Raw genomic sequence first — 20444 nt, forward strand, 5'->3', positions numbered from 1 at the left:
GGCACTACGAAGAAGTGAAAACAGCGCGTCGATTCACCGTCGGTGTTATGCCACTATGCGGACGCGAAAGGAGGGAAAAGTATGGACAATACAGGAAGTATGATGCCCAGGGAAAAGCTGTTGGCACAGGGGGCCAGTTCGCTGACTGATGTTGAGTTACTGGCGCTTTTTTTACGTACCGGCATTCAGGGTAAAGATGTGCTTACGCTAGCGAAAGAGATGCTTCAGCATTTTGAGTCGTTGTATGGCTTGTTGTCTGCTGATTACATGGATTTTAGCTATGTTCCGGGAATCGGTATCGCGAAGTATGCACAGTTGAAGGGTATTGCGGAGCTGGCAAGACGCTACTACAACGTGCGAGTGATAGAGGAGCGTGCTTTACTTAGCCCGGAAATGGCGCGTGAATTTCTGCAAAGCCAGCTCTCGCAAGAGGAACGCGAGATCTTTCTGGTGATCTTTATGGATTCTCAACATCAAGTGATTAAACACAGCAAACTTTTTTCCGGGACACTAAGCCACGTCGAGGTACATCCGCGAGAAATTGTCCGCGAAGCGATAAAAATGAATGCTTCCGCCGTGATCCTTGCGCATAATCACCCTTCGGGGTGTGCAGAGCCGAGTAAAGCAGATAAACTCATCACCGAGCGTGTTGTGAAATGCTGTCAGTTCATGGATATCCGGGTGCTTGATCATCTGGTCATTGGGCGCGGAGAGTACGTTTCTTTTGCGGAACGCGGTTGGATTTAACGCACTTTACGCGATCCATCGGGATCTTTGTCTGTTCGGGACTTGAGCATAACGCCGGGTCAGCGTATACTACGCCACCTTTGAGAATCTCGGGTTTGGCATTTGGGCCTGGCAATCGAGAGTTCACTTAGAACTATGCGATGACCGGGCTGTAAAGCCTGACGAGGCGCCGATACCCCATACGAAGCTCGAGCTAATTTGATTTTTGGAGAATAGACATGTCCCGAGTCTGCCAAGTTACTGGCAAGCGTCCGGTGACCGGTAACAACCGTTCCCACGCACTGAACGCGACTAAACGCCGTTTCCTGCCGAACCTGCACTCTCACCGTTTTTGGGTTGAGAGCGAGAAGCGTTTTGTCACCCTGCGTGTATCTGCTAAAGGTATGCGTGTAATTGATAAGAAAGGCATCGAAACAGTTCTGTCTGAACTGCGTGCCCGTGGCGAAAAGTACTAAGTACTAAGAGGAAATAAATCATGGCTAAAGGTATTCGTGAGAAAATCAAGCTGGTTTCTTCTGCTGGTACTGGTCATTTCTATACCACTACGAAGAACAAACGTACTAAGCCGGAAAAACTGGAACTGAAAAAATTCGATCCAGTCGTACGCCAGCACGTACTGTACAAAGAAGCTAAAATCAAATAATTTTAGTTTCGATGTAGCAAAAAACCTCGCCTCGGCGGGGTTTTTTGTTTTCTGGCCGTCCCCATATTAATGAGACCTGATACACCGCCGGAGATACTATGCCTGAATTACCTGAAGTCGAAACCAGTCGCCGTGGGATTGAGCCGCATCTGGTGGGGGCAACGATTATGCACGCGACTGTGCGTAACGGTCGTTTGCGTTGGCCGGTATCAGAGGAAATCTATCGCCTGAGCGATAAAGCTGTCCTGAGCGTACAGCGGCGCGCAAAATACCTGCTTCTGGAGCTGCCGGATGGCTGGGTAATCATTCATCTGGGGATGTCGGGTAGTTTGCGTATCCTTCCTGAAGAGCTTCCGGCAGATAAGCACGACCACGTTGACTTAGTGATGAGTAATGGCAAAGTTCTGCGTTATACCGATCCCCGTCGCTTTGGTGCCTGGCTGTGGACTAAAGAGCTGGATGGACATAATGTCCTCGCCCATCTTGGCCCTGAGCCGCTGAGTGACGATTTCAACGCCGGTTATCTACAGCAGAAATGTGCAAAGAAGAAAACGGCGATTAAACCCTGGCTGATGGATAACAAGCTGGTGGTGGGGGTGGGAAACATCTATGCCAGCGAGTCGCTGTTTGCGGCTGGTATCCATCCTGACCGTCTGGCATCATCGCTGTCGAAAGATGAGTGTGAACTGCTGGTACGCGTTATCAAGGCGGTTTTGCTGCGTTCTATCGAGCAGGGCGGGACGACGCTGAAGGACTTTCTGCAAAGTGACGGTAAGCCGGGCTATTTTGCCCAGGAGCTGCAGGTCTATGGGAGAGAAGGTGAACCTTGCCGCGCATGTGGCGCACCGATTGTTGCGACAAAACACGCCCAGCGTACAACGTTCTATTGCCGTCGCTGTCAGAAATAGTTTCATTGCTGGCCGGATGCAGCATCCGGCCAGGCACATTACTTCAACTTACTCATTAACGCCTGATGGACGTTTTCCGGCAGAAAGTGCGTCACATCACCCTGATGGCGGGCGACTTCTTTCACCAGTGACGATGAGATAAATGACCACTCTTTAGACGGCATCAGAAAGACGCTTTCCAGTTGCGGCATTAGGTGGCGGTTCATGTGCGCCAGCTGCATTTCATACTCAAAATCTGCTACCGCGCGTAGGCCTCGGATCAGAATGTTAGCCTGATTATCACGGGCAAAATTTGCCATTAAGTCGCTGAATCCCAGAACTTCCACATTGCCGAGATGCGCCGTTGCCTGTTGCGCCAGCTCGACGCGCTCTTCAAGGGTAAACATCGGTTTTTTACTGGGACTTGCGGCAATCGCCAGGATCACGTGATCGAACATGCTGGTCGCACGCGTCACGATATCAAGATGGCCGTTAGTTATGGGATCAAAGGTTCCTGGATAAATCGCCCGTTTTTGCATGGCTTGCCTCAATGCGTTTTGGGTGGCAGATAAGGTTCCAGCAGCTGCAGCAGACGCTGTAACGCGCCCTGGTTTTGATACAGAACTTCAACTGCGTGACGGCCATAAAAATTACGATAATCTGCATCGGTCAGTAAAGAAGATACTTCTTTTACCAGCGTAGGTGCGTCGGTGACGGTGATCAATCCGCTTGCCTGTTCGAGGCGGGCGCAAATATCTTTAAAATTAAACGTATGTGGTCCCATCAGCACTGGAATAGCATGTGCTGCGGCTTCCAGTGGATTGTGCCCACCACGTTCAACCAGTGAACCGCCGACAAAAGCAAGGTCGGCAATGCCATACAGCAACATCAGCTCACCCATGGTATCACCGATCACAACCTGAGTGCCTGAGGACGGAACTTCACCCGAAGAACGAGTGGTATAGCTTAGCCCAGCCTGGCGTACGAGGTTAATTGCATCCGGGAACCGTTCAGGATGTCTGGGAACCAGAATTAGTAAAAGATTCGGGAACTGATTTAATAACGCCTGATGGGCGGCAATGATGATGCTTTCTTCGCCGTCGTGGGTGCTGGTTGCAATCCATACCGGGCGGTGAGGAGCCCATTGACGACGTAATGTCACCGCTTTTGCAGCCAGTTGTGGCGTGACGGATATATCAAACTTCAGGCTGCCAGTAACGGTGACCTGATTGCTTCTGGCGCCAAGCGTAATAAAACGTGCGCCATCTTCTTCGTTTTGTGCGGCAATTAACGTAATTCGACGCAGTAGTCTGCCAACAAATTTACCTAATTTCGCATAGCCAGCGGCTGAACGAGCAGAAAGACGTGCGTTGGCAATGACCAGAGGAATGTGACGCTTATGGAGTGCCGCGATCAGATTTGGCCACAGCTCGGTTTCCATAATTAACACCAGTTTGGGGTCAACTTTATTCAGAAAACGGTTCAGGGCATCCGGTAAATCGTAAGGCAGATAAATATGCTGAACATCAGTGCCAAAAGCAGATTGTACGCGCTCGGAACCGGTTGGCGTCATGGTGGTGACCGTGATCGGCAAGTCGGGATAACGGTGGCGCAGAGCGCGAACTAATGGGATTGCAGCCAGCGTTTCGCCCACAGAAACCGAATGAAGCATGATCCCGCCGGGTTTTAGCGGGCGGCGATAAAAGCCGTAGCGTTCGCCCCAGCGTTTACGGTAGGCCGGAGCCTTACGTCCGCGCACCCAAAGCCGTATCCAGATCAAAGGCTGAATAAGGTAGAAAAGGGCGGTGTAAAGCAATTCGAGCATAATGGTAGCTGACTTATGAATGTGCTGGGGATTCTATGTATTTAACTATGGCTTTACCATCATTTTTATCCAGGTTGTATCAAAACGATGGAATTGGTGGGGAACTGATTTCGCTGATGGCTATTTCAAAAATGCACATGGCCGCATTTATATGTCTTAACCTCTTGTGCGGTGTGCGTTTCCTGATGAACTGGTGTCTTATTTATCTGTATGTTTCTAATGGTTTATTTTGTTTTTTGTTTAAAAAATATTCATTTCGGAATGCTTGATAATAAATGATATACTACTGCGCAATTTCAGGTAGCTAGCGGGCAGAAACGTTTCGAAAGCACAGAAAGTCATCTTTGGATGCTTTAGGCAAGGATTACACGATTCTGATGCTTCAAACCTGATATGCCTGGCGACGCGATGCGGATATTAATGCATGAATATTGCTTTTTGTTTGTACAAGTATTTTCCCTATGGTGGGTTACAGCGTGATTTCTTGCGGGTAGCGCTGACGGTTGCTTCTCGTGGGCATCATGTTCAGGTATTTACCCAGTCATGGCAGGGCGAGCGTCCGGAAGGGCTGGAGATTATACTCGTCCCCGTTACATCCAGAACGAATCATGGGAAAAACGAGCAATATTATCAGTGGGTTCAGAATTATTTAACTCAACATCCCGTCGATCGTGTCGTTGGTTTTAATAAAATGCCTGGCCTGGATGTGTATTACGCTGCGGACGTTTGCTATGCGGAAAAGGTTGCCCGCGAGAAAGGCTTTTTCTACAAATTGACGCGCAGGTACCGACACTACTCTGCATTTGAAAAAGCCGTATTTCAGCAGGGTGTCGGCACTACGCTTTTGATGTTAACCGATAAACAAATTGGTGACTTCAAACATCATTACCAAACTGAGAGCCAGCGCTTTCGTATTCTGCCTCCAGGAATCTACCCTGACAGAAAGTACAGCCAGCAACCTGAAAACAGCCGGCTGATTGTTAGAGAAAAAAATGGTATTGGTCTCGATCAGTTCTTGCTCTTACAGGTAGGTTCCGATTTCAAACGCAAAGGCGTGCCAAGAACATTACAGGCGTTGGCTTCTTTGCCTGATGTCATTCGCCACCGCACACGATTGATGGTTGTTGGTCAGGATAAGGCCGATCGCTATCGCGCTCAGGCTCGTCAATTGGGGGTTGAAGAACAAGTGCAGTTCTTCTCGGGGCGGGACGATGTAGCAGAATTGATGTCTGCTGCTGATTTATTACTTCACCCAGCTGTACAGGAAGCCGCCGGTATTGTCTTGCTAGAAGCTGTAGTTGCCGGGCTGCCGGTATTAACTACCGAAGTTTGCGGCTATGCGGGTTATATCAACGCCGCCCAATGTGGGGTGGTGATTCCTGAACCTTTTGAGCAGGAAAATCTGAATACAGCACTTTTCGATGCGCTGCAAAATAATGAGCAGAGAAGTCGTTGGGCCGGGAACGCACGGCATTTTGCTGATACAAAAGATCTCTACAGCTTGGCAGATAAAGCTGCAGATATCATTTTAGGTCCTAAGAATGATTGAATTAAAAGAACCATTTGCCACGCAGTGGCAAGGAAAAGACCCGTTTACTGAAGTCGCTAAGCTGAACGGTGAGGTTTTTCGCGCCCTGGAAACACGACGTACCCTACGTTTTGAGATGATGGGTAAGGGTTATTTTCTTAAATATCATCATGGAACCACGCTTAAAGAAGTGGTGAAGAATCTTATATCTTTACGTATGCCTGTACTGGGCGCAGACCGGGAGTGGCTGGCAATTCATCGCTTACAGGAACTGAGTGTTGACACCATGACCGGCGTGGCATTTGGGCAGAAAGGACTGAATCCGTTAGAGCGCACCTCATTTATCATCACTGAAGATCTCTCTCCTGCTATCAGCCTTGAAGATTTTTGTTCAAGGTGGAAAGTTGAGCCCCCTGATTATGTATTAAAACGGACAATTATTACCCGGGTGGCAGAAATGGTGGGTAAAATGCATCGGGGCGGGGTAAATCACCGGGATTGCTATATATGCCATTTCCTGCTCCAGCAGCCGATGCCGGAAGACGTTGCGAATATCAAACTTTCCGTAATTGATTTGCATCGTGCACAAATACGCCAGCATGTGCCACGCCGCTGGCGGGATAAGGATCTGATTGGACTCTATTTCTCTTCACTTGAGATCGGGTTGACGTCCAGAGATATCTACCGTTTTTTACGTGTCTATTTTTCGAAGCCACTACGTGAAATCTTTCGTCAGGAAGTCAGGTTGTTTGAACAGGCTGTCACAAAAGCGCAAAAAATAAGACAAAGAACAATTAGAAAAGCGCTATAAATAACACATGAAGTTTGAGGCCATTTTACTATGAACATTGATTTCCAAAAGCTAGTTATCCAAAAACACGTCATAGACAGCTCTACGCATGAGAAGAGTAAAAAATTAAGTGTTGCGTATGGTGTCGACCGTAATTTTTTATTTGGCTCTGGTATTTCAATGACCTCAGTATTAGTGAATAACCCTGATATCGATATTCACTTTTATATAGTAACAGACTATATAGATGACGATTATCTGAAGAGTGTAAAACGCCTGACCCAAATGTATAGTACGACTGTGACGGTTCTTGTGTTCGATAACGCGGCGTTTCGTGAACTGCCGAGTACAAAAGCATGGACTTATGCAATGTACTATCGTTATTTCGCATTTGAATATTTAAGCACAGAGTTAAGCTCCGTACTGTATCTTGATGCAGATGTTATTTGCAAAGGCTCTCTTCGCGAGCTTACCGAGATTAATTTCTGTGGAGAATATGCCGCTGTTATCAATGATATTGATGAAGTACGTACTAAGTCCGGCAATAGGCTCGGTATTCCTGAACTGAGTAATGGGTACTTTAACTCCGGAGTGGTGTTTGCGAATCTGGAAGTTTGGCGTGAGCAGCAGTTATTGACGAAGGCTTTTTCTATCTTAGATAAACGCCAAAAGGAACTTCTGTATTTTGACCAAGATGTCCTAAATATATTGTTCGTTGGTAATGTGATTTTCCTGAGACGAGATTTTAACTGCATTTATGGTGTAGATCAGGAGCTAAAAAATAAAAACGATAAAATATACCAGGATTATATTACTGAGGATACTGTTTTAATACATTACGTCGGTGTCACTAAACCATGGCATACATGGGCTAAATATCCGGTAGCTAAATACTTCATCGAAGCATATAAAAAATCCGCATGGGCGGAACAAGCCTTGTTAAATGCAAATACAGCAAAGTTGTATAAACGTAAGTCACGGCATGAAAGAGTGCAGCGTAAATATATTCGCTCGGTACTTAGTCATGTAATGTATATAAAAAATAAGTTACACAATTCAAAAGCATATTGAATATAGAAACAGTAACTTATTGATAATCGATTAAATAGGTGTAGCGAATGAACTTTGATTGTCATCAGTCTATAAAAAAGATACTTGAGTTTAATCAAGCGCCGACCGAACAGAAAATACAACTTAACATCGCCTGGGGTGTTGACAGGAATTTTATGTTTGGTGCTGCAATTTCGATGACATCGGTACTATTGAATAATAAAGATTTAAATATCCATTTTCATCTTTTTACTGACTACATTGATGCTGATTACCAGCAGCGAATTGCTAAATTAGCAGAGCAATTTTCCACAAACATCTCAATTTATGTTATGGATGCTAATGAGTTAAAAGTTTTGCCAAGTGGTCACGCTTGGTCACACGCAATGTACTTCAGGTTTATTGCCTTTGAATATCTTGGTGAGAAAATTGATTCACTTTTATACATTGATGCGGATGTAATGTGTAAAGGTTCACTTTTTGAACTCACGCAGATTGATCTTGGAGAACATGTTGCAGCGGTAATTACCGATGTGGATGATAGCCCTGCCAGAGATATTGAGATAAATAAAGATTATTTCAATTCAGGTGTCATATTTGCAAACCTAAAAAAGTGGAAAAAGCAGAATTTTATCAATGCAGCTTTTGATATCTTATTAGACAAAAATAATAAACTTTCATTCCCGGATCAGGATGTCTTGAATATTCTTTTCTTTAAGAAAGTAATTTTTCTGGAGCGAAGGTTCAATGCTATCTATGGAATTAAGCAAGAATTAAAAAGCAGAGATCTTGCGAAATATAAAGAATATATTACACCTGATACTATTCTAATTCACTATGTTGGCGTGACTAAACCCTGGAATTCATGGGCAAATTATCCTTCAGCACAGTTTTTTGTTGACGCCTGGAAGGCTTCGCCTTGGGCGGATGTTCCATTGTTACCCGCCAGAACGCCAAAACAATATAAAAAGAAATCAAGGCATGAAAGATTACAAGGGAAGTATTTCGCCTCGATAATAAGCTATATTGGTTATTTGTGGGAAAAATTAAAAAAGTAAGTAAAAAAACTCCCGTAAGGGAGTTTTTTATTAACGTAATTTAGTCTTAAGGTATTTCAAATACCATTTGATCGAGGCGCAATAATTCCCTTTTTTAGCTTCCTGGCGTGAATAGACCCGATAATCAGTAGGTCTCATGCGTGGAGCATAGGAGCGCAATGCAGTATTTCGCCATGGCGTGAAATGATGGTAGAAGAGATAAAGTTGCTGTGAAAGCCCAGTATGTTCTTTATACCAGGGCTTCCTTCCACCAGTGAAGTGGATAATTCTTGGCAGAATATCTTTTTGGTAGAAGAATATCTCTTTTTGTTGATCGGTAAACCAGTTGAACAAAAAATTCCATCGGTTATCAATAAACTTAACGTTACCATCTATTGCGATATTGAGTGCATCTTGGTCAAAGTAAGGCAAGGATTTACCTTGTTCAAATAACACGGTGTTTGCTTTGTTTTCAATATCAAACTTGATCCAGTTTTCAATGTTAATATACAAAAAACCAGCATTGAAATAATGACCAGTACTAAGGCCCAGACGCTTGGCATTTTTTGTATCGTGAATATCGAGAGAGTCGTGACTGACAGCACAAATGACGTTGCTGATATCAATGCTGTTAATGTCATTTAGCTTATCAAAACACAGGGTATCGGCATCTAAGTAGATAAAACGCTCAACTGTATCTTTTAGTAAGCGCGGTACGGCCAGACGCATATAGGTCGAACGGTTCAAGTGTTTGATTGCAAAGTCATTATTATACTTTTCAATCTCTTCTTTATCGATATTGATAACCTGAATTTTATCACTGGTTGAACGCAGTTTATTGATTTCTTCGTCAGTAACGTCATAGACAAAGACAAAAAATGACAGGTCCTGTTCCGGGTTGTTCATTATGACAGACATAATGGACACTGCTACATATTCCAGATAATTGGCATCCGTGCAGTAAGCAATATTAATGACGTTATTTTTGTTGTCCATTTATGCTTTCTCATTACTTTTATTAAAGCCACTATCATGAAGTACCGTATCGATAGCGTCAATCACGGCCTGTTCCGGTATCCATGTCAGATATTTTTTTGACCGATCGAGTTCATCCCGAGAAGGCATCGGATGATAATCGCCAGCCCAAATCAAAACGGCTTTATCCGACCATGGCTTCCACTGTTGATAATTGGTGGCGCCAAACAGGCAGACCTGTGGTGTCTTTAGCGCTGCTGCCATATGCATCGGTGCAGAATCGACACCAATGTACAAAACTGCATGATCGATCAATGCAGCCAACTGCAAAAAGGTGGTTTTACCTGCCAGCGTCAGGTCAGGGGAAGATTGACACAGTTCAGCAATGCGCTGAACCTGCTGCTGCTCACTTAGCGCTGGCCCACAGGTAAGATAGACGTGCAGACCTCGTTGGTGCAGGTGGTCTATAACATGCGCGAATTTATCATCATCCCAGCATTTAAACTCTTGCCTGGCAGTGGGCTGAATAACGACATATTTCTGCGCTGGCAACGTGGGTAACAGGGATACCAGATGTTGATAATCGTCCTGACGATAACTCAGCGACATCTCTTTCTTCAGTTCTGTTTCGCTAAACCCGATACCTTTTAGAATAGATAAATTTTGTTCAACAATATGCGTACCAATGAATGGCGTTACGCGCGTAAAAAGTCGATTCCACAGATCTTTTTCGCGCTCAAAAGCAATTGAAGGGCAACGTAAAGAGGCTATAAGAGCGCCGATCGGCCATTGTTCGGTGAGGTTAACGATCAGGTCGTAGTGATTTTTCTTCAGTTGTTTACGCACTGAAAGGTAATTTTTCACTGTTGACAGCAGGCCCTGCTTTTTCTCAATCAGATAAAAATTATTAATATCTTTATGGGCGGCTAAGATTGCTTTGGTATCTTTATAGAGTAGCAGATCGATCTTAGCTTGCGGATAACGAGCCCGAATGCTGGCAATAACAGGTGTAGTTAGCAGAACATCCCCATAAAACTTCAGCTTGCAAATAAGAACCCGGTCAACTTTTTCAAACATGTTAAAATCCCTTTCGCAAGAATAAGCTTTTACAAGCAGATAGTATCTTATATCTTGTTTCAGAAATAGAACGATCGATATGGGGATATTTCATCTTCAGAATTATTTTCTTCTTAACGATTTTCGTATCGCAGCATGCAAGTGCATTCTGAATGTCATTTAGCATACTTTCGCTATAACGATAATAGCCCTTTTTCTTGCGTAAAATTTTACGTCCTTCGAGAAAACAATTGATAATCATAAATGTCGCAACAGTACGCTTAGATCTATTTTCATTAATATATTTATACATTTTTCGCATAGCAAAGAAGATGCTGTCAGCGTCACTATCAATAATGTTCTCGGTAATGCTTTTATCATTTACTCGGTAGTAATATAGCTTATTCTCGATTTTTAGAATCTTATTGCATTTAAAATACTGGAATGGGCAAAAAATCACGTCTTCGTAGCGATGATGTTCCTCGAACTTATCGCTACCAATGATATTGCGGTGAAAGATTTTTGTCATCAGATGCCATTGCCCAGCCTTGAATGTTGGTAACAGAGGGGCGTAATTATCATCTGATAATATTATTTCGCGCTGGGCAATGTTGTTTTCCATTTCCGGCGCGTTTTTATACAAATTGTTTATATCTCGAGTTAAGTTAAATTCGATAATGTCATATTTTTCGTCTCTTAACTTAGGCAGGAGAATTGTAAAATAATTCTGGCAGACAATATCATCACTGTCTACAAAGCCAATATATTTCCCTGTCGCATGGGCAAGCCCAACGTTACGAGTGATTGCAACGCCCTGATTTTTTTGGCTTATATATTTAACATTATGGCAATCTTTTTCGCGGTAAAACGCATTTATACGCTCTTCGGTTAAATCCGTAGAGCCATCATTAACAATTATTACCTCTACATCATCGGTGATGCTCTGATGTATAGACGCCAATGTCGCTGTGATGAGTTCAGCGTTGTTGTATGTAGGTATAATAATGCTCAGTAAATAACCGGAAGTGTTAACCATGGCATCGTTCTCTTGTTGGATTCGAGCTCAGTACTGCTGCTACACATAACGCCAGTACGCTGCTCAGGGCTTCACCTTTGGCATACAATAATAAATCACTCAAGCCATAGATAGCGATTGCGCCTGAGATAACGAACAACAAGGGACTACGTTGCCAGTAAGCTGTTAAAAACATAGCGATATAGAGCAAGAGTAGCACAACAACCCCAGGGATGCCCTTTAGCGAGAAGGTATCAATGACTTCGTTATGCAGGTGGACGTTAATGAACTCAAGTGCCCCTTGTAAGGAAGTATCTTGCACGGCAAGTCGCTGAATTTCTGCTCCGCGTTGTTCAAGTGACTGCCCCCAGTCATGACCGTTCCCAGATTCAATCCCTGCCCGTTGCATCGCCAGTCGCGCGCCGATAGAAGTATTACTATTGTTTTGATTATAAGAGTGCAGATCGACCAGGAAGTTCTGGTAGCGGCTTTCAATGATTGGTTTTAAGGGAATCGCAGCAATTCCCACCAGTATTACAAAACCCAGCAGTGCCCTTAATAGCATGGTGCGGTTGTGACGATAGTACATCAGGAATAGGCCGACACTCAGGATCGGGTATACCAAAATAGCAGCCCGAGTTTGCGTTGTGATGATGACTGCCAGCGATATCAAAAAATGTAACAGATAGAGTGCAACGGTGTGTTTTAGACGGAGATTAATAATGGCCTGGGATGCTAATAATGCAATTAGCGTCAGAGCGTAGGCTGTGCCGGTTTGGTGTTCAAAACCGAGAGCAACACGGTAGGTCATAATATCTGGTGCTCCGGCAGCCTCGTAGCCTGCGAAAAGATACAAGCCTATTGCGGTAAGAATCGTCCAGAGACTGGTAATGCGAGTTTTGTTGGCACACGGCTCTCGCGTGGTCAGAGCTGTCATAACCAGTGCGGCAAAAATCATCACTTTGCCACCGTTCTGGTATGAACGATAGGCACCGGTAAAGGCTGAGCCAGATTGTTTAAATACTTCTACCCAAATAATCTGGAGTAAACCAAAGAGCAGCAACATAACAGGCAAAACCAGATTTTGTTTGTTACTGCACACATGCTTTATATTTTTTCCTATGAGCGGCAGAGACAGAGCCGTGGAGAAAATAAATACCTTCAGCGCTTCATCTGGATTGACCAGGACCATCGCAAGAGTTGCCAGGATCCCAGCATAAAATAAGACGTATATAAAATCGAATGGATTATTTTTTATACTACAAACAAAACGAGAAAACATGTGTTGGCGAAGCATGGTTCGTCTCTTAAAGTTAAAGCAAATTATTATCAATTAGCGATACGTTGACTAAGCTTGCGTCCAGATCCTGCAATTTTCCGGAATGGCTCTGCTGTGTGTATTGATTCTTCCCATATCCACCAATCAATCCCGGGTCTGTCGGGCCATACAACGTAATATTGGGGCGATCCAAGGCGGCGGTTAAATGGCTGAGACCTGTATCAACCGACACCACAAACTTTGCCCCCGCCAGAATGCGAGCAACCTCTTCCAGACTCATTCGCGGCAGGACATCAACGTAGGGAAAACCTTCCGCCAGCCTTTTGGCACGCTCTTCTTCATGAGGGGCGCCCCAGGGGAGTTTAATACGGATGCCCGTATTATTTAACAGCTCAATCAGCTCCCGCCAGTTGGCTTCTGGCCAGTGCTTATCATCACGTGTTGTGGCATGCAGAAATACGGCATATTGGCCTGTATCAGCATTACATTCATTCACAAAATGCTGAGCGATAGCGTAATCACCCTGCGACTGCGGTTTGGCATATCCCAGACTTTTGGCGAACAATTCACGCGTACGTTCTACCGCGTGCTGCTGTTTGGCAATGTGATGTTTGCGATTATAAAACAGGCTAGCCAGCGGCTCGCGGGCCGTACTCCAGTCCATACCATGCTTGACGCCACGTGCCAGACGCGTCACCAACGCCGCACTTTTAACCAGACCCTGCGCATCAATTATCGCGTCATACTGCTGCAAACGTACCGCATCGCGAAACGCTTTACGCTCGGCTTTAATCGGCGCTGAAAACCAGGCTTTACGCCAGCGGCGAATCGCCACTGGGATGACCCGGTCAACGGCTGCATGCCAGGAAGGGATCTGCGCGAATCCTTCTTCCACCACCCAATCAAATTGAATACCCGGAATAGCCTGCTGCGCATCGGTTAATGCGGGCAACGTATGCAGTACATCGCCCATAGACGACGTTTTAACGATCAGAACCCGCATCCGTCAGGCTTCCTCTTGTAACAACAGGTCGTTGAGTTCTTCCAGTACACGCTGGGGTGTGATGTCAATCAGGCTTTGGTGATAGCCTTCTGCTGCATCGCCCTTGCGCACTTTGTGATAGCCCGTAATCAGACGAATGACCCGCGCTTTGTGCGACAACGGCGGGGTAAAGTCCGGACTACTTGGGCCATACAACGCTACCAGAGGTCGATTCAACGCTGCGGCAACGTGCATTAATCCAGAGTCGTTGGTGACGACCGCTTTGCAGGCGGCAAGCAGAATAACGGCCTGCTCCAGCTGCGTTTCGCCCGCCAGATTACGACACCAGGCCTGCTGCTCAACGCTTAACGTTGCCAGGATTTCATTTCCGGCTTCATGATCTTTTGCCGAGCCAAACAGCACAATCTGATGACCTTCGTCGATCAGCTGTTTTGCCAGTTCAGCATAATGGTAGTGTGGCCAGCGTTTCGCCGGACCAAATTCCGCACCTGGGCAAAAACCGATGATGGGGCGTTCGGCAGAAAGGGAGAACTGGCTACAGGTCAGAGACTTTTCACCTTCGCTGACCTGCAACTGTGGCCACAGCAGGGGTTGCGGCAAATCTTTAGCCGACAGCATCACGCCTTTATCGTAGGCCAGGGCCACATAGCGTTCGACCATCAGCGGCCATGCGTCTTTATCCAGCACGCGCGCATCGTTGAGCAGGCCGTAGCGCATTTCACCACGCCAACCGGTACGATGCGGAATACCTGCAAAAAAGGGCACCAGCGCGGATTTAAACGAGTTAGGCAGCACATAAGCGCGGTCATAGCGCTTCTCACGCAGGCTATGACCGAGCTTACGCCGTTCACCAATTTCCAGAGCGCCATGCCCAAGCGGCATCGCGATCGCTTCATTGACTTCCGGCATCCGCGATAACAGCGGACGGCACCATGCAGGTGCCATCACGTCGATTATCGCCTGGGGATAGCGCGCCTTGAGCGTGCGATAGAGACTTTGCGACATCATCATGTCGCCCACCCAAGACGGGCCAACCACCAGAATCCTCATAGATTGCCTGCCTTATGCGTCGCGGTTCAGCCAGGCCATATATTCCGTTACGCCTTCAGCAACGGTCTTAAACGGCTTGTCATAGCCCGCGGCGCGCAGGTTGGTCAGGTCTGCCTGAGTAAACGCCTGGTAGCGGCCTTTCAGTTTTTCCGGGAATGGAATGTACTCAATGCTGCCTTTTTTGTGGTACGCCAGCGTTGCGTCAGCAACGGCCTGGAAAGATTCCGCACGACCAGTACCGAGGTTAAAGATGCCGGATACCCCGTTTTCCAGGAACCACAGGTTTACCGCAGCCACATCGCCAACGTAAACGAAATCACGTTTGAAGTTTTCGCTGCCTTCGAACAGTTTTGGTGTTTCGCCATTGTTAAGCTGAGTATTGAGGTGGAAAGCGACGCTCGCCATGCTGCCTTTATGGCCTTCACGCGGTCCGTAGACGTTGAAATAGCGGAAGCCAACAATCTGAGAGTTGGCTTCCGGCAGGATCTGACGCACGTACTCGTCGAACAGGAATTTTGAGTAGCCATAGACGTTCAGCGGTTTCTCATATTCACGGGATTCGATGAAATCAGAAGTGCGACCGCCATAGGTGGCGGCAGAGGACGCGTACAGGAACGGGATTTCACGCTCCAGGCAGTAGTGCAGCAGCTCTTTAGAGTATTGATAGTTGTTGTCCATCATATACTTGCCGTCCCACTCGGTGGTGGAAGAGCATGCGCCTTCGTGGAAAATAGCTTCGATATCGCCGAAATCTTCCCCGGCCATAATCTGGATCAGGAAGTCTTCCTTGTCCATGTAGTCAGCAATATTCAGATCCACCAGGTTAACAAACTTGGTGCCGTCTTTCAGGTTGTCCACCACCAGGATGTCGGTGATGCCTTTATCATTCAGGGACTTAACGATATTGCTGCCGATAAAGCCCGCGCCGCCGGTAACGATGATCATAAATGTAACCTTCGAATTATGGAGTCAGAGACAATCTCAGACACGAATACTTTCTATCATATCACTACATGGCTCAGGCTTCAGCCATTCACCGATAAGCCGTGCGGGTACACGTGATTTATGCTTCATTTTGAAGAAGTGATGATGCGTCATCTCGTATCAACGTATAGCTTTGGGTAATATGTGCTGAAATTTGCCCAGTCTGGAGAATTGAAATGCGTGGGGATTTTTACAAACAGTTAACCAACGATCTCGACACCGCACGTGCGGAAGGATTGTTTAAAGAAGAGCGCATTATTACATCTGCCCAGCAGGCGGATATCACCGTGGCGGACGGAAGCCACGTTATTAACTTTTGTGCGAACAACTATCTGGGACTGGCTAACCACCCGGAGCTGATTGCAGCGGCAAAAGCGGGTATGGATTCTCACGGATTTGGTATGGCTTCGGTTCGCTTTATTTGCGGTACCCAGGATAGCCATAAACAACTGGAGCAAAAACTGGCGGCATTCCTCGGTATGGAAGATGCCATCCTTTACTCTTCCTGCTTCGACGCCAATGGCGGCCTGTTTGAAACGCTGCTGGGCGCAGAAGACGCAATTATTTCCGATGCCCTGAACCACGCTTCTATCATAGATGGCGTTCGTCTGTGTAAAGCAAAACGTTTCCGTTACGCCAACAACGATATGGTGGAACTGGAAGCTCGCCTGAAAGAAGCACGTGAAGCGGGCGCTCGTCATATCCTGATCGCCACTGATGGCGTGTTCTCTATGGATGGTGTGATCGCTAACCTGAAAGGCGTTTGCGATCTGGCGGATAAATACGACGCGCTGGTCATGGTTGATGATTCCCATGCCGTCGGTTTTGTCGGCGAAAATGGTCGTGGCTCCCATGAATACTGTGACGTGATGGGTCGCGTGGACATCATCACCGGTACGCTGGGTAAAGCACTCGGCGGCGCATCCGGTGGTTACACCGCAGCGCGCAAAGAAGTTGTTGAGTGGCTGCGTCAGCGTTCCCGTCCTTATTTGTTCTCCAACTCACTGGCGCCAGCGATTGTTGCGGCCTCCATTAAAGTGCTGGAAATGGTTGAAGCAGGCAGCGACCTGCGCGACCGCCTGTGGGCGAACGCACGTCAGTTCCGTGAGCAAATGTCTGCCGCTGGCTTTACTCTGGCCGGTGCCGATCACGCGATTATCCCGGTGATGTTGGGTGATGCAGTGATCGCGCAGGACTTTGCTCGTGAACTGCAAAAAGAGGGGATTTACGTTACCGGATTCTTCTATCCGGTGGTTCCAAAAGGCCAGGCGCGTATCCGTACCCAGATGTCTGCGGCGCATACCCCTGAGCAGATTACGCGTGCTGTTGAGGCGTTCACACGCATTGGTAAACAACTGGGCGTTATTGCCTGAGGATGTGAAATGAAAGCGTTATCCAAACTGAAAGCGGAAGAGGGCATTTGGATGACTGACGTTCCTGAACCGGAAGTCGGTCATAACGATTTGCTGATTAAAATCCGTAAAACAGCCATCTGCGGGACTGACGTTCACATTTATAACTGGGATGAATGGTCGCAAAAAACCATCCCAGTACCGATGGTCGTTGGGCATGAATATGTCGGCGAAGTTGTTGGCATCGGTCAGGAAGTTAAAGGCTTTAAAATCGGCGATCGCGTTTCAGGCGAAGGTCATATCACCTGCGGACATTGCCGTAACTGCCGCGGTGGACGTACTCACCTGTGCCGCAATACGACCGGTGTCGGTGTAAACCGTCCGGGCTGCTTTGCGGAGTACCTGGTGATCCCGGCATTTAACGCATTTAAAATCCCGGACAATATCTCCGACGACCTGGCGTCTATCTTCGATCCGTTCGGTAATGCAGTGCACACGGCACTGTCGTTCGATCTGGTTGGGGAAGATGTACTGGTGTCCGGTGCGGGTCCAATCGGTATTATGGCGGCGGCAGTCGCGAAGCACGTTGGCGCACGCCACGTGGTGATCACCGACGTTAATGAGTATCGCCTTGAGCTGGCGCGCAAAATGGGTATCACCCGCGCGGTCAACGTGTCGAAAGAGAATCTGACCGACGTGATGGCTGAACTGGGTATGACCGAAGGGTTTGATGTGGGCCTGGAGATGTCCGGGGCGCCGCCAGCGTTTCGCGCTATGCTGGACACCATGAATCACGGTGGCCGTATTGCTATGCTGGGTATTCCGCCATCTGATATGTCCATCGACTGGACGAAAGTTATCTTTAAAGGACTGTTTATTAAAGGTATCTACGGTCGTGAGATGTTTGAGACATGGTACAAAATGGCTGCACTGATCCAGTCTGGTCTGGATTTGTCGCCGATCATCACCCATCGATTCTCCATCGATGAATTCCAGCAGGGCTTTGACGCGATGCGTTCAGGCCAGTCAGGGAAAGTGATCCTGAGCTGGGATTAACCGTATCCACCCTGTGGATTCTGTGTGTTGTCCCCGGATGTTGATTATCATTAATCATCCGGGGCGTTTTTTGCCTGCACAATCTCCCCCGCCCGGCGCATTTTCCGCTAAAGAATTAATAATTTTTTCTGAAAATCTACCGCTTAATATGCTAAAAAGTGCCGATTACTCTATTGTCTGGCTGGATTTGATATGACCTATATCCCTGGTCTCCTGAGCGTCATTATGCCGCTTTACAACACGGGTGAACCGTTCATTGCGTGTATGGATTCGCTGATTGCGCAAACCTGGAAGAACCTGGAGATCATCATTGTTAATGATGGCTCTACGGATAACTCTGCGGAGCTTGCTCAGTCTTATGCGGATCGTTATCCACACGTTCATCTGCTGCACCAGCGCAATGGGGGCGTTTCGGCGGCGCGCAATACCGGGATGAAAGTCGCCAGGGGGGAGTACATCGCGTACGTAGACGGCGATGATATTGCCTATCCGGAAATGTATGAAACGCTGATGACTATGGCGCTGAAAGACAACCTGGATGTTGCGCAGTGCAACGCTGATTGGTGTATTGCGGAAACCGGCCACACTTGGGCATCCATTCCTACCGATCGTATTCGTTCTACCGGCGTGATGACCGGGCCAGACTGGTTACGCAAAGCGTTAGCCAGCCGCCGTTGGCGACACGTTGTCTGGATGGGCGTTTATCGTCATCAGACTATCCGCGACGCGGGGCTGACCTTCCTGTCTGGCCTGCATCACCAGGATATTATCTGGACGACGGAGTTTATGTTTAATGCGAAGCGCGCGCGTTACACGGAAATCCCTCTGTATAAATACTTCCTGCACGGCGCATCTGTTAGCCGTCTGCCGCGCACCGGGCTGAAAAACCTCGCTTACCAGCGCCACTACATCAAAATTACCCGTCTGCTGGATAAGATGAATCACGACTACGCTGGGCGTATTCCCATTTACCCGGAATTCAAACAGCAGGTGATTTACGAAGCGCTACGCGTTTGTCATTGCATACGTAAAGAACCGGACGAGAAAATCCGCCAGCGCATGATTGCTGAAGTATTTGTGTCGGGTATGTTCAAGCGTATGGTAAGCAATATTTGCAGCGTTAAGCTGGGTTATCAGGTGCTGTTGTGGGCTATCCGCTTTAGCCAGTGGCGCGATAAAGCACTGACGCCGCGCCGCCTGGCTCATTTAACGCTGGATAGCAAAGAGTGATTATTGCCAGCCCTGCCACTGCAGGCGCATATACTGCACCAGCGTGCTTTGGGTAATGCTTTCGCCGAGCACGCTGAAGAAGCGGCTGGCGTACACTGGCTCTAACGGCTGCTTCGGTTTGCATAATTTCACCCCGCGGAAAGGATTACGCGGCGCATCAGGTGTACCGTTCTTCGGTGGCGTGAGGTTTGGTCTGGAGGTATCCACCTGCGGTTCATTGAGCAGGCTGCTTGGGCGAACCAACGTGATGTCGGCTGGCAGGCTATACAGCATCTGTTGCAGGACACGAACCGTAGACGGGTGAGGATGGCCAATGGCGATTGCGGAACCGTTGCGGCGCGCCAGCTCGACGGCACGATTAAACTGACGGCGAATATCGGCTTCGTTTTGCGTGTCATCCAGGAAGACTTTGCGTTTGATGACCTTCACGCCGGTTCCTGACGCTGCGCGCATTGCCTGGCTGTTACCAATGGTCATGCTGTCCAGGAAGTAGAGATCGTAGCGTTCCAGCGCCTGCATCACCTTCTGCATGCCAAACAGGCTGGAGGTCATCGCGCTGCCCATATGGTTGTTCAGACCGACCGCATTCGGTACTTTGCTTACCGCGTCGCGAATAATTCGCTCAATCTCTTCGCTGCTCATTTCAGGGCGTAAAGTATCTTTCTCTAACGGCTGCTTGCTCAGCGGTGCCATTGGCAGATGGATTAAGACTTCATGCCCGCTGTTATGCGCTTTGATTGCCATTTCACGCGCATGTGGGGCGTTAGGCAGAACGGCAACGGAGATGGTAGAAGGCATCGCCAGTACCTGGTTTTCAGTGTGTGGGCGATAGCCGAAATCATCAATGACGATGGCGAGTTTGCCAGCAAAAACAGGTGTTGCGAAGGCCAGCAGGCTGGCGAGAGAGAGTAGTAGACGACGAAATTGTTGTGGCAAA

At 47.4% G+C, this 20444-nt stretch carries 21 protein-coding genes; 11 read left to right on the forward strand and 10 right to left on the reverse strand.

Annotation, left to right across the window (positions count from 1 at the left end; genetic code table 11):
• Window positions 1-81 precede the first annotated feature (81 nt).
• The 4 genes from radC to mutM all read left to right on the forward strand — a co-directional run bounded on the left by radC (window position 82) and on the right by mutM (window position 2298).
• The gene (gene radC, locus G4551_RS00470) at window positions 82-747 is read left to right on the forward strand and encodes a RadC family protein (RefSeq protein WP_003837605.1); all 666 of its coding nucleotides are present in this window, start codon (window positions 82-84) and stop codon (window positions 745-747) included.
• Between the two features lie 218 nt (window positions 748-965).
• Entirely contained in the window at window positions 966-1202 is a 237-nt protein-coding gene (rpmB, locus tag G4551_RS00475; RefSeq protein ID WP_003024071.1) for a 50S ribosomal protein L28, read from the forward strand.
• Between the two features lie 20 nt (window positions 1203-1222).
• On the forward strand, window positions 1223-1390 hold the full coding sequence (gene rpmG, locus G4551_RS00480) for a 50S ribosomal protein L33 (protein WP_003024094.1): 168 nt from the start codon (window positions 1223-1225) through the stop codon (window positions 1388-1390).
• Between the two features lie 98 nt (window positions 1391-1488).
• A complete protein-coding gene (gene mutM / locus G4551_RS00485; protein WP_003837608.1) occupies window positions 1489-2298 on the forward strand; it encodes a bifunctional DNA-formamidopyrimidine glycosylase/DNA-(apurinic or apyrimidinic site) lyase in 810 nt (269 codons plus the stop codon).
• A 38-nt stretch (window positions 2299-2336) separates the two neighbouring features.
• Here mutM and coaD read toward each other — a convergent pair whose 3' ends face one another.
• Both coaD and waaA read right to left on the reverse strand, forming a co-directional pair.
• Window positions 2337-2816 (reverse strand): pantetheine-phosphate adenylyltransferase, encoded by a 480-nt coding sequence (coaD, locus tag G4551_RS00490; RefSeq protein ID WP_003024099.1) that lies wholly within the window; start codon window positions 2814-2816, stop codon window positions 2337-2339.
• Between the two features lie 8 nt (window positions 2817-2824).
• Window positions 2825-4102, reverse strand: a complete 1278-nt coding sequence (waaA, locus tag G4551_RS00495) for a lipid IV(A) 3-deoxy-D-manno-octulosonic acid transferase (RefSeq protein ID WP_003837609.1) — start codon at window positions 4100-4102, stop codon at window positions 2825-2827.
• Between the two features lie 424 nt (window positions 4103-4526).
• On the opposite strand from waaA, the gene G4551_RS00500 reads away from it, so the two are divergent.
• Genes G4551_RS00500 through G4551_RS00515 form a run of 4 tightly spaced genes read left to right on the forward strand, consistent with a single transcriptional unit; the run spans window position 4527 to window position 8528 of the window.
• Entirely contained in the window at window positions 4527-5651 is a 1125-nt protein-coding gene (locus G4551_RS00500; RefSeq protein ID WP_003837612.1) for a glycosyltransferase family 4 protein, read from the forward strand.
• Window positions 5644-6441: a lipopolysaccharide core heptose(I) kinase RfaP gene (rfaP, locus tag G4551_RS00505; protein WP_003837614.1), complete on the forward strand. Its 798-nt coding sequence runs from the start codon at window positions 5644-5646 to the stop codon at window positions 6439-6441. The genes G4551_RS00500 and rfaP overlap by 8 nt, the downstream gene beginning before the upstream one ends.
• A gap of 30 nt (window positions 6442-6471) precedes the next feature.
• A complete protein-coding gene (locus G4551_RS00510; RefSeq protein WP_003837616.1) occupies window positions 6472-7491 on the forward strand; it encodes a glycosyltransferase family 8 protein in 1020 nt (339 codons plus the stop codon).
• 47 nt (window positions 7492-7538) lie between these two features.
• Window positions 7539-8528: a glycosyltransferase family 8 protein gene (locus G4551_RS00515; RefSeq protein ID WP_003837617.1), complete on the forward strand. Its 990-nt coding sequence runs from the start codon at window positions 7539-7541 to the stop codon at window positions 8526-8528.
• Window positions 8529-8558: 30 nt separating this feature from the next.
• Here G4551_RS00515 and G4551_RS00520 read toward each other — a convergent pair whose 3' ends face one another.
• From G4551_RS00520 to rfaD, 7 genes are read right to left on the reverse strand one after another with little or no spacing between them, the layout of a single operon-like run.
• Window positions 8559-9503, reverse strand: a complete 945-nt coding sequence (locus tag G4551_RS00520; protein WP_003837619.1) for a glycosyltransferase family 8 protein — start codon at window positions 9501-9503, stop codon at window positions 8559-8561.
• On the reverse strand, window positions 9504-10559 hold the full coding sequence (gene rfaQ / locus G4551_RS00525) for a lipopolysaccharide core heptosyltransferase RfaQ (protein ID WP_003837621.1): 1056 nt from the start codon (window positions 10557-10559) through the stop codon (window positions 9504-9506).
• A 1-nt stretch (window position 10560) separates the two neighbouring features.
• Window positions 10561-11574: a glycosyltransferase family 2 protein gene (locus G4551_RS00530; protein WP_003837623.1), complete on the reverse strand. Its 1014-nt coding sequence runs from the start codon at window positions 11572-11574 to the stop codon at window positions 10561-10563.
• Entirely contained in the window at window positions 11567-12850 is a 1284-nt protein-coding gene (locus tag G4551_RS00535; protein ID WP_230323715.1) for an O-antigen ligase family protein, read from the reverse strand. Before G4551_RS00535 ends, G4551_RS00530 begins: the two co-directional genes overlap by 8 nt.
• A gap of 16 nt (window positions 12851-12866) precedes the next feature.
• Window positions 12867-13835: a lipopolysaccharide heptosyltransferase RfaC gene (rfaC, locus tag G4551_RS00540; RefSeq protein WP_003837629.1), complete on the reverse strand. Its 969-nt coding sequence runs from the start codon at window positions 13833-13835 to the stop codon at window positions 12867-12869.
• Between the two features lie 3 nt (window positions 13836-13838).
• Complete coding sequence (rfaF, locus tag G4551_RS00545) at window positions 13839-14885, reverse strand: ADP-heptose--LPS heptosyltransferase RfaF (protein WP_003837632.1); 1047 nt, start codon at window positions 14883-14885, stop codon at window positions 13839-13841.
• 12 nt (window positions 14886-14897) lie between these two features.
• Window positions 14898-15830, reverse strand: a complete 933-nt coding sequence (rfaD, locus tag G4551_RS00550; protein ID WP_003827312.1) for an ADP-glyceromanno-heptose 6-epimerase — start codon at window positions 15828-15830, stop codon at window positions 14898-14900.
• 215 nt (window positions 15831-16045) lie between these two features.
• Here rfaD and kbl point away from each other — a divergent pair, with 215 nt between their 5' ends.
• The 3 genes from kbl to G4551_RS00565 all read left to right on the forward strand — a co-directional run bounded on the left by kbl (window position 16046) and on the right by G4551_RS00565 (window position 19507).
• Entirely contained in the window at window positions 16046-17242 is a 1197-nt protein-coding gene (kbl, locus tag G4551_RS00555) for a glycine C-acetyltransferase (RefSeq protein WP_003837635.1), read from the forward strand.
• 9 nt (window positions 17243-17251) lie between these two features.
• A complete protein-coding gene (gene tdh, locus G4551_RS00560) occupies window positions 17252-18277 on the forward strand; it encodes an L-threonine 3-dehydrogenase (RefSeq protein WP_003024132.1) in 1026 nt (341 codons plus the stop codon).
• 192 nt (window positions 18278-18469) lie between these two features.
• Window positions 18470-19507: a glycosyltransferase gene (locus tag G4551_RS00565; RefSeq protein WP_003024135.1), complete on the forward strand. Its 1038-nt coding sequence runs from the start codon at window positions 18470-18472 to the stop codon at window positions 19505-19507.
• Here the strand turns inward: G4551_RS00565 and G4551_RS00570 are convergent, their stop codons facing one another.
• Window positions 19508-20443 (reverse strand): divergent polysaccharide deacetylase family protein, encoded by a 936-nt coding sequence (locus G4551_RS00570; RefSeq protein ID WP_003024138.1) that lies wholly within the window; start codon window positions 20441-20443, stop codon window positions 19508-19510.
• Between the last annotated feature and the right edge of the window lies 1 nt (window position 20444).

The organism is Citrobacter freundii ATCC 8090 = MTCC 1658 = NBRC 12681 (assembly GCF_011064845.1).
In the GTDB taxonomy this organism is placed as follows: domain Bacteria; phylum Pseudomonadota; class Gammaproteobacteria; order Enterobacterales; family Enterobacteriaceae; genus Citrobacter; species Citrobacter freundii.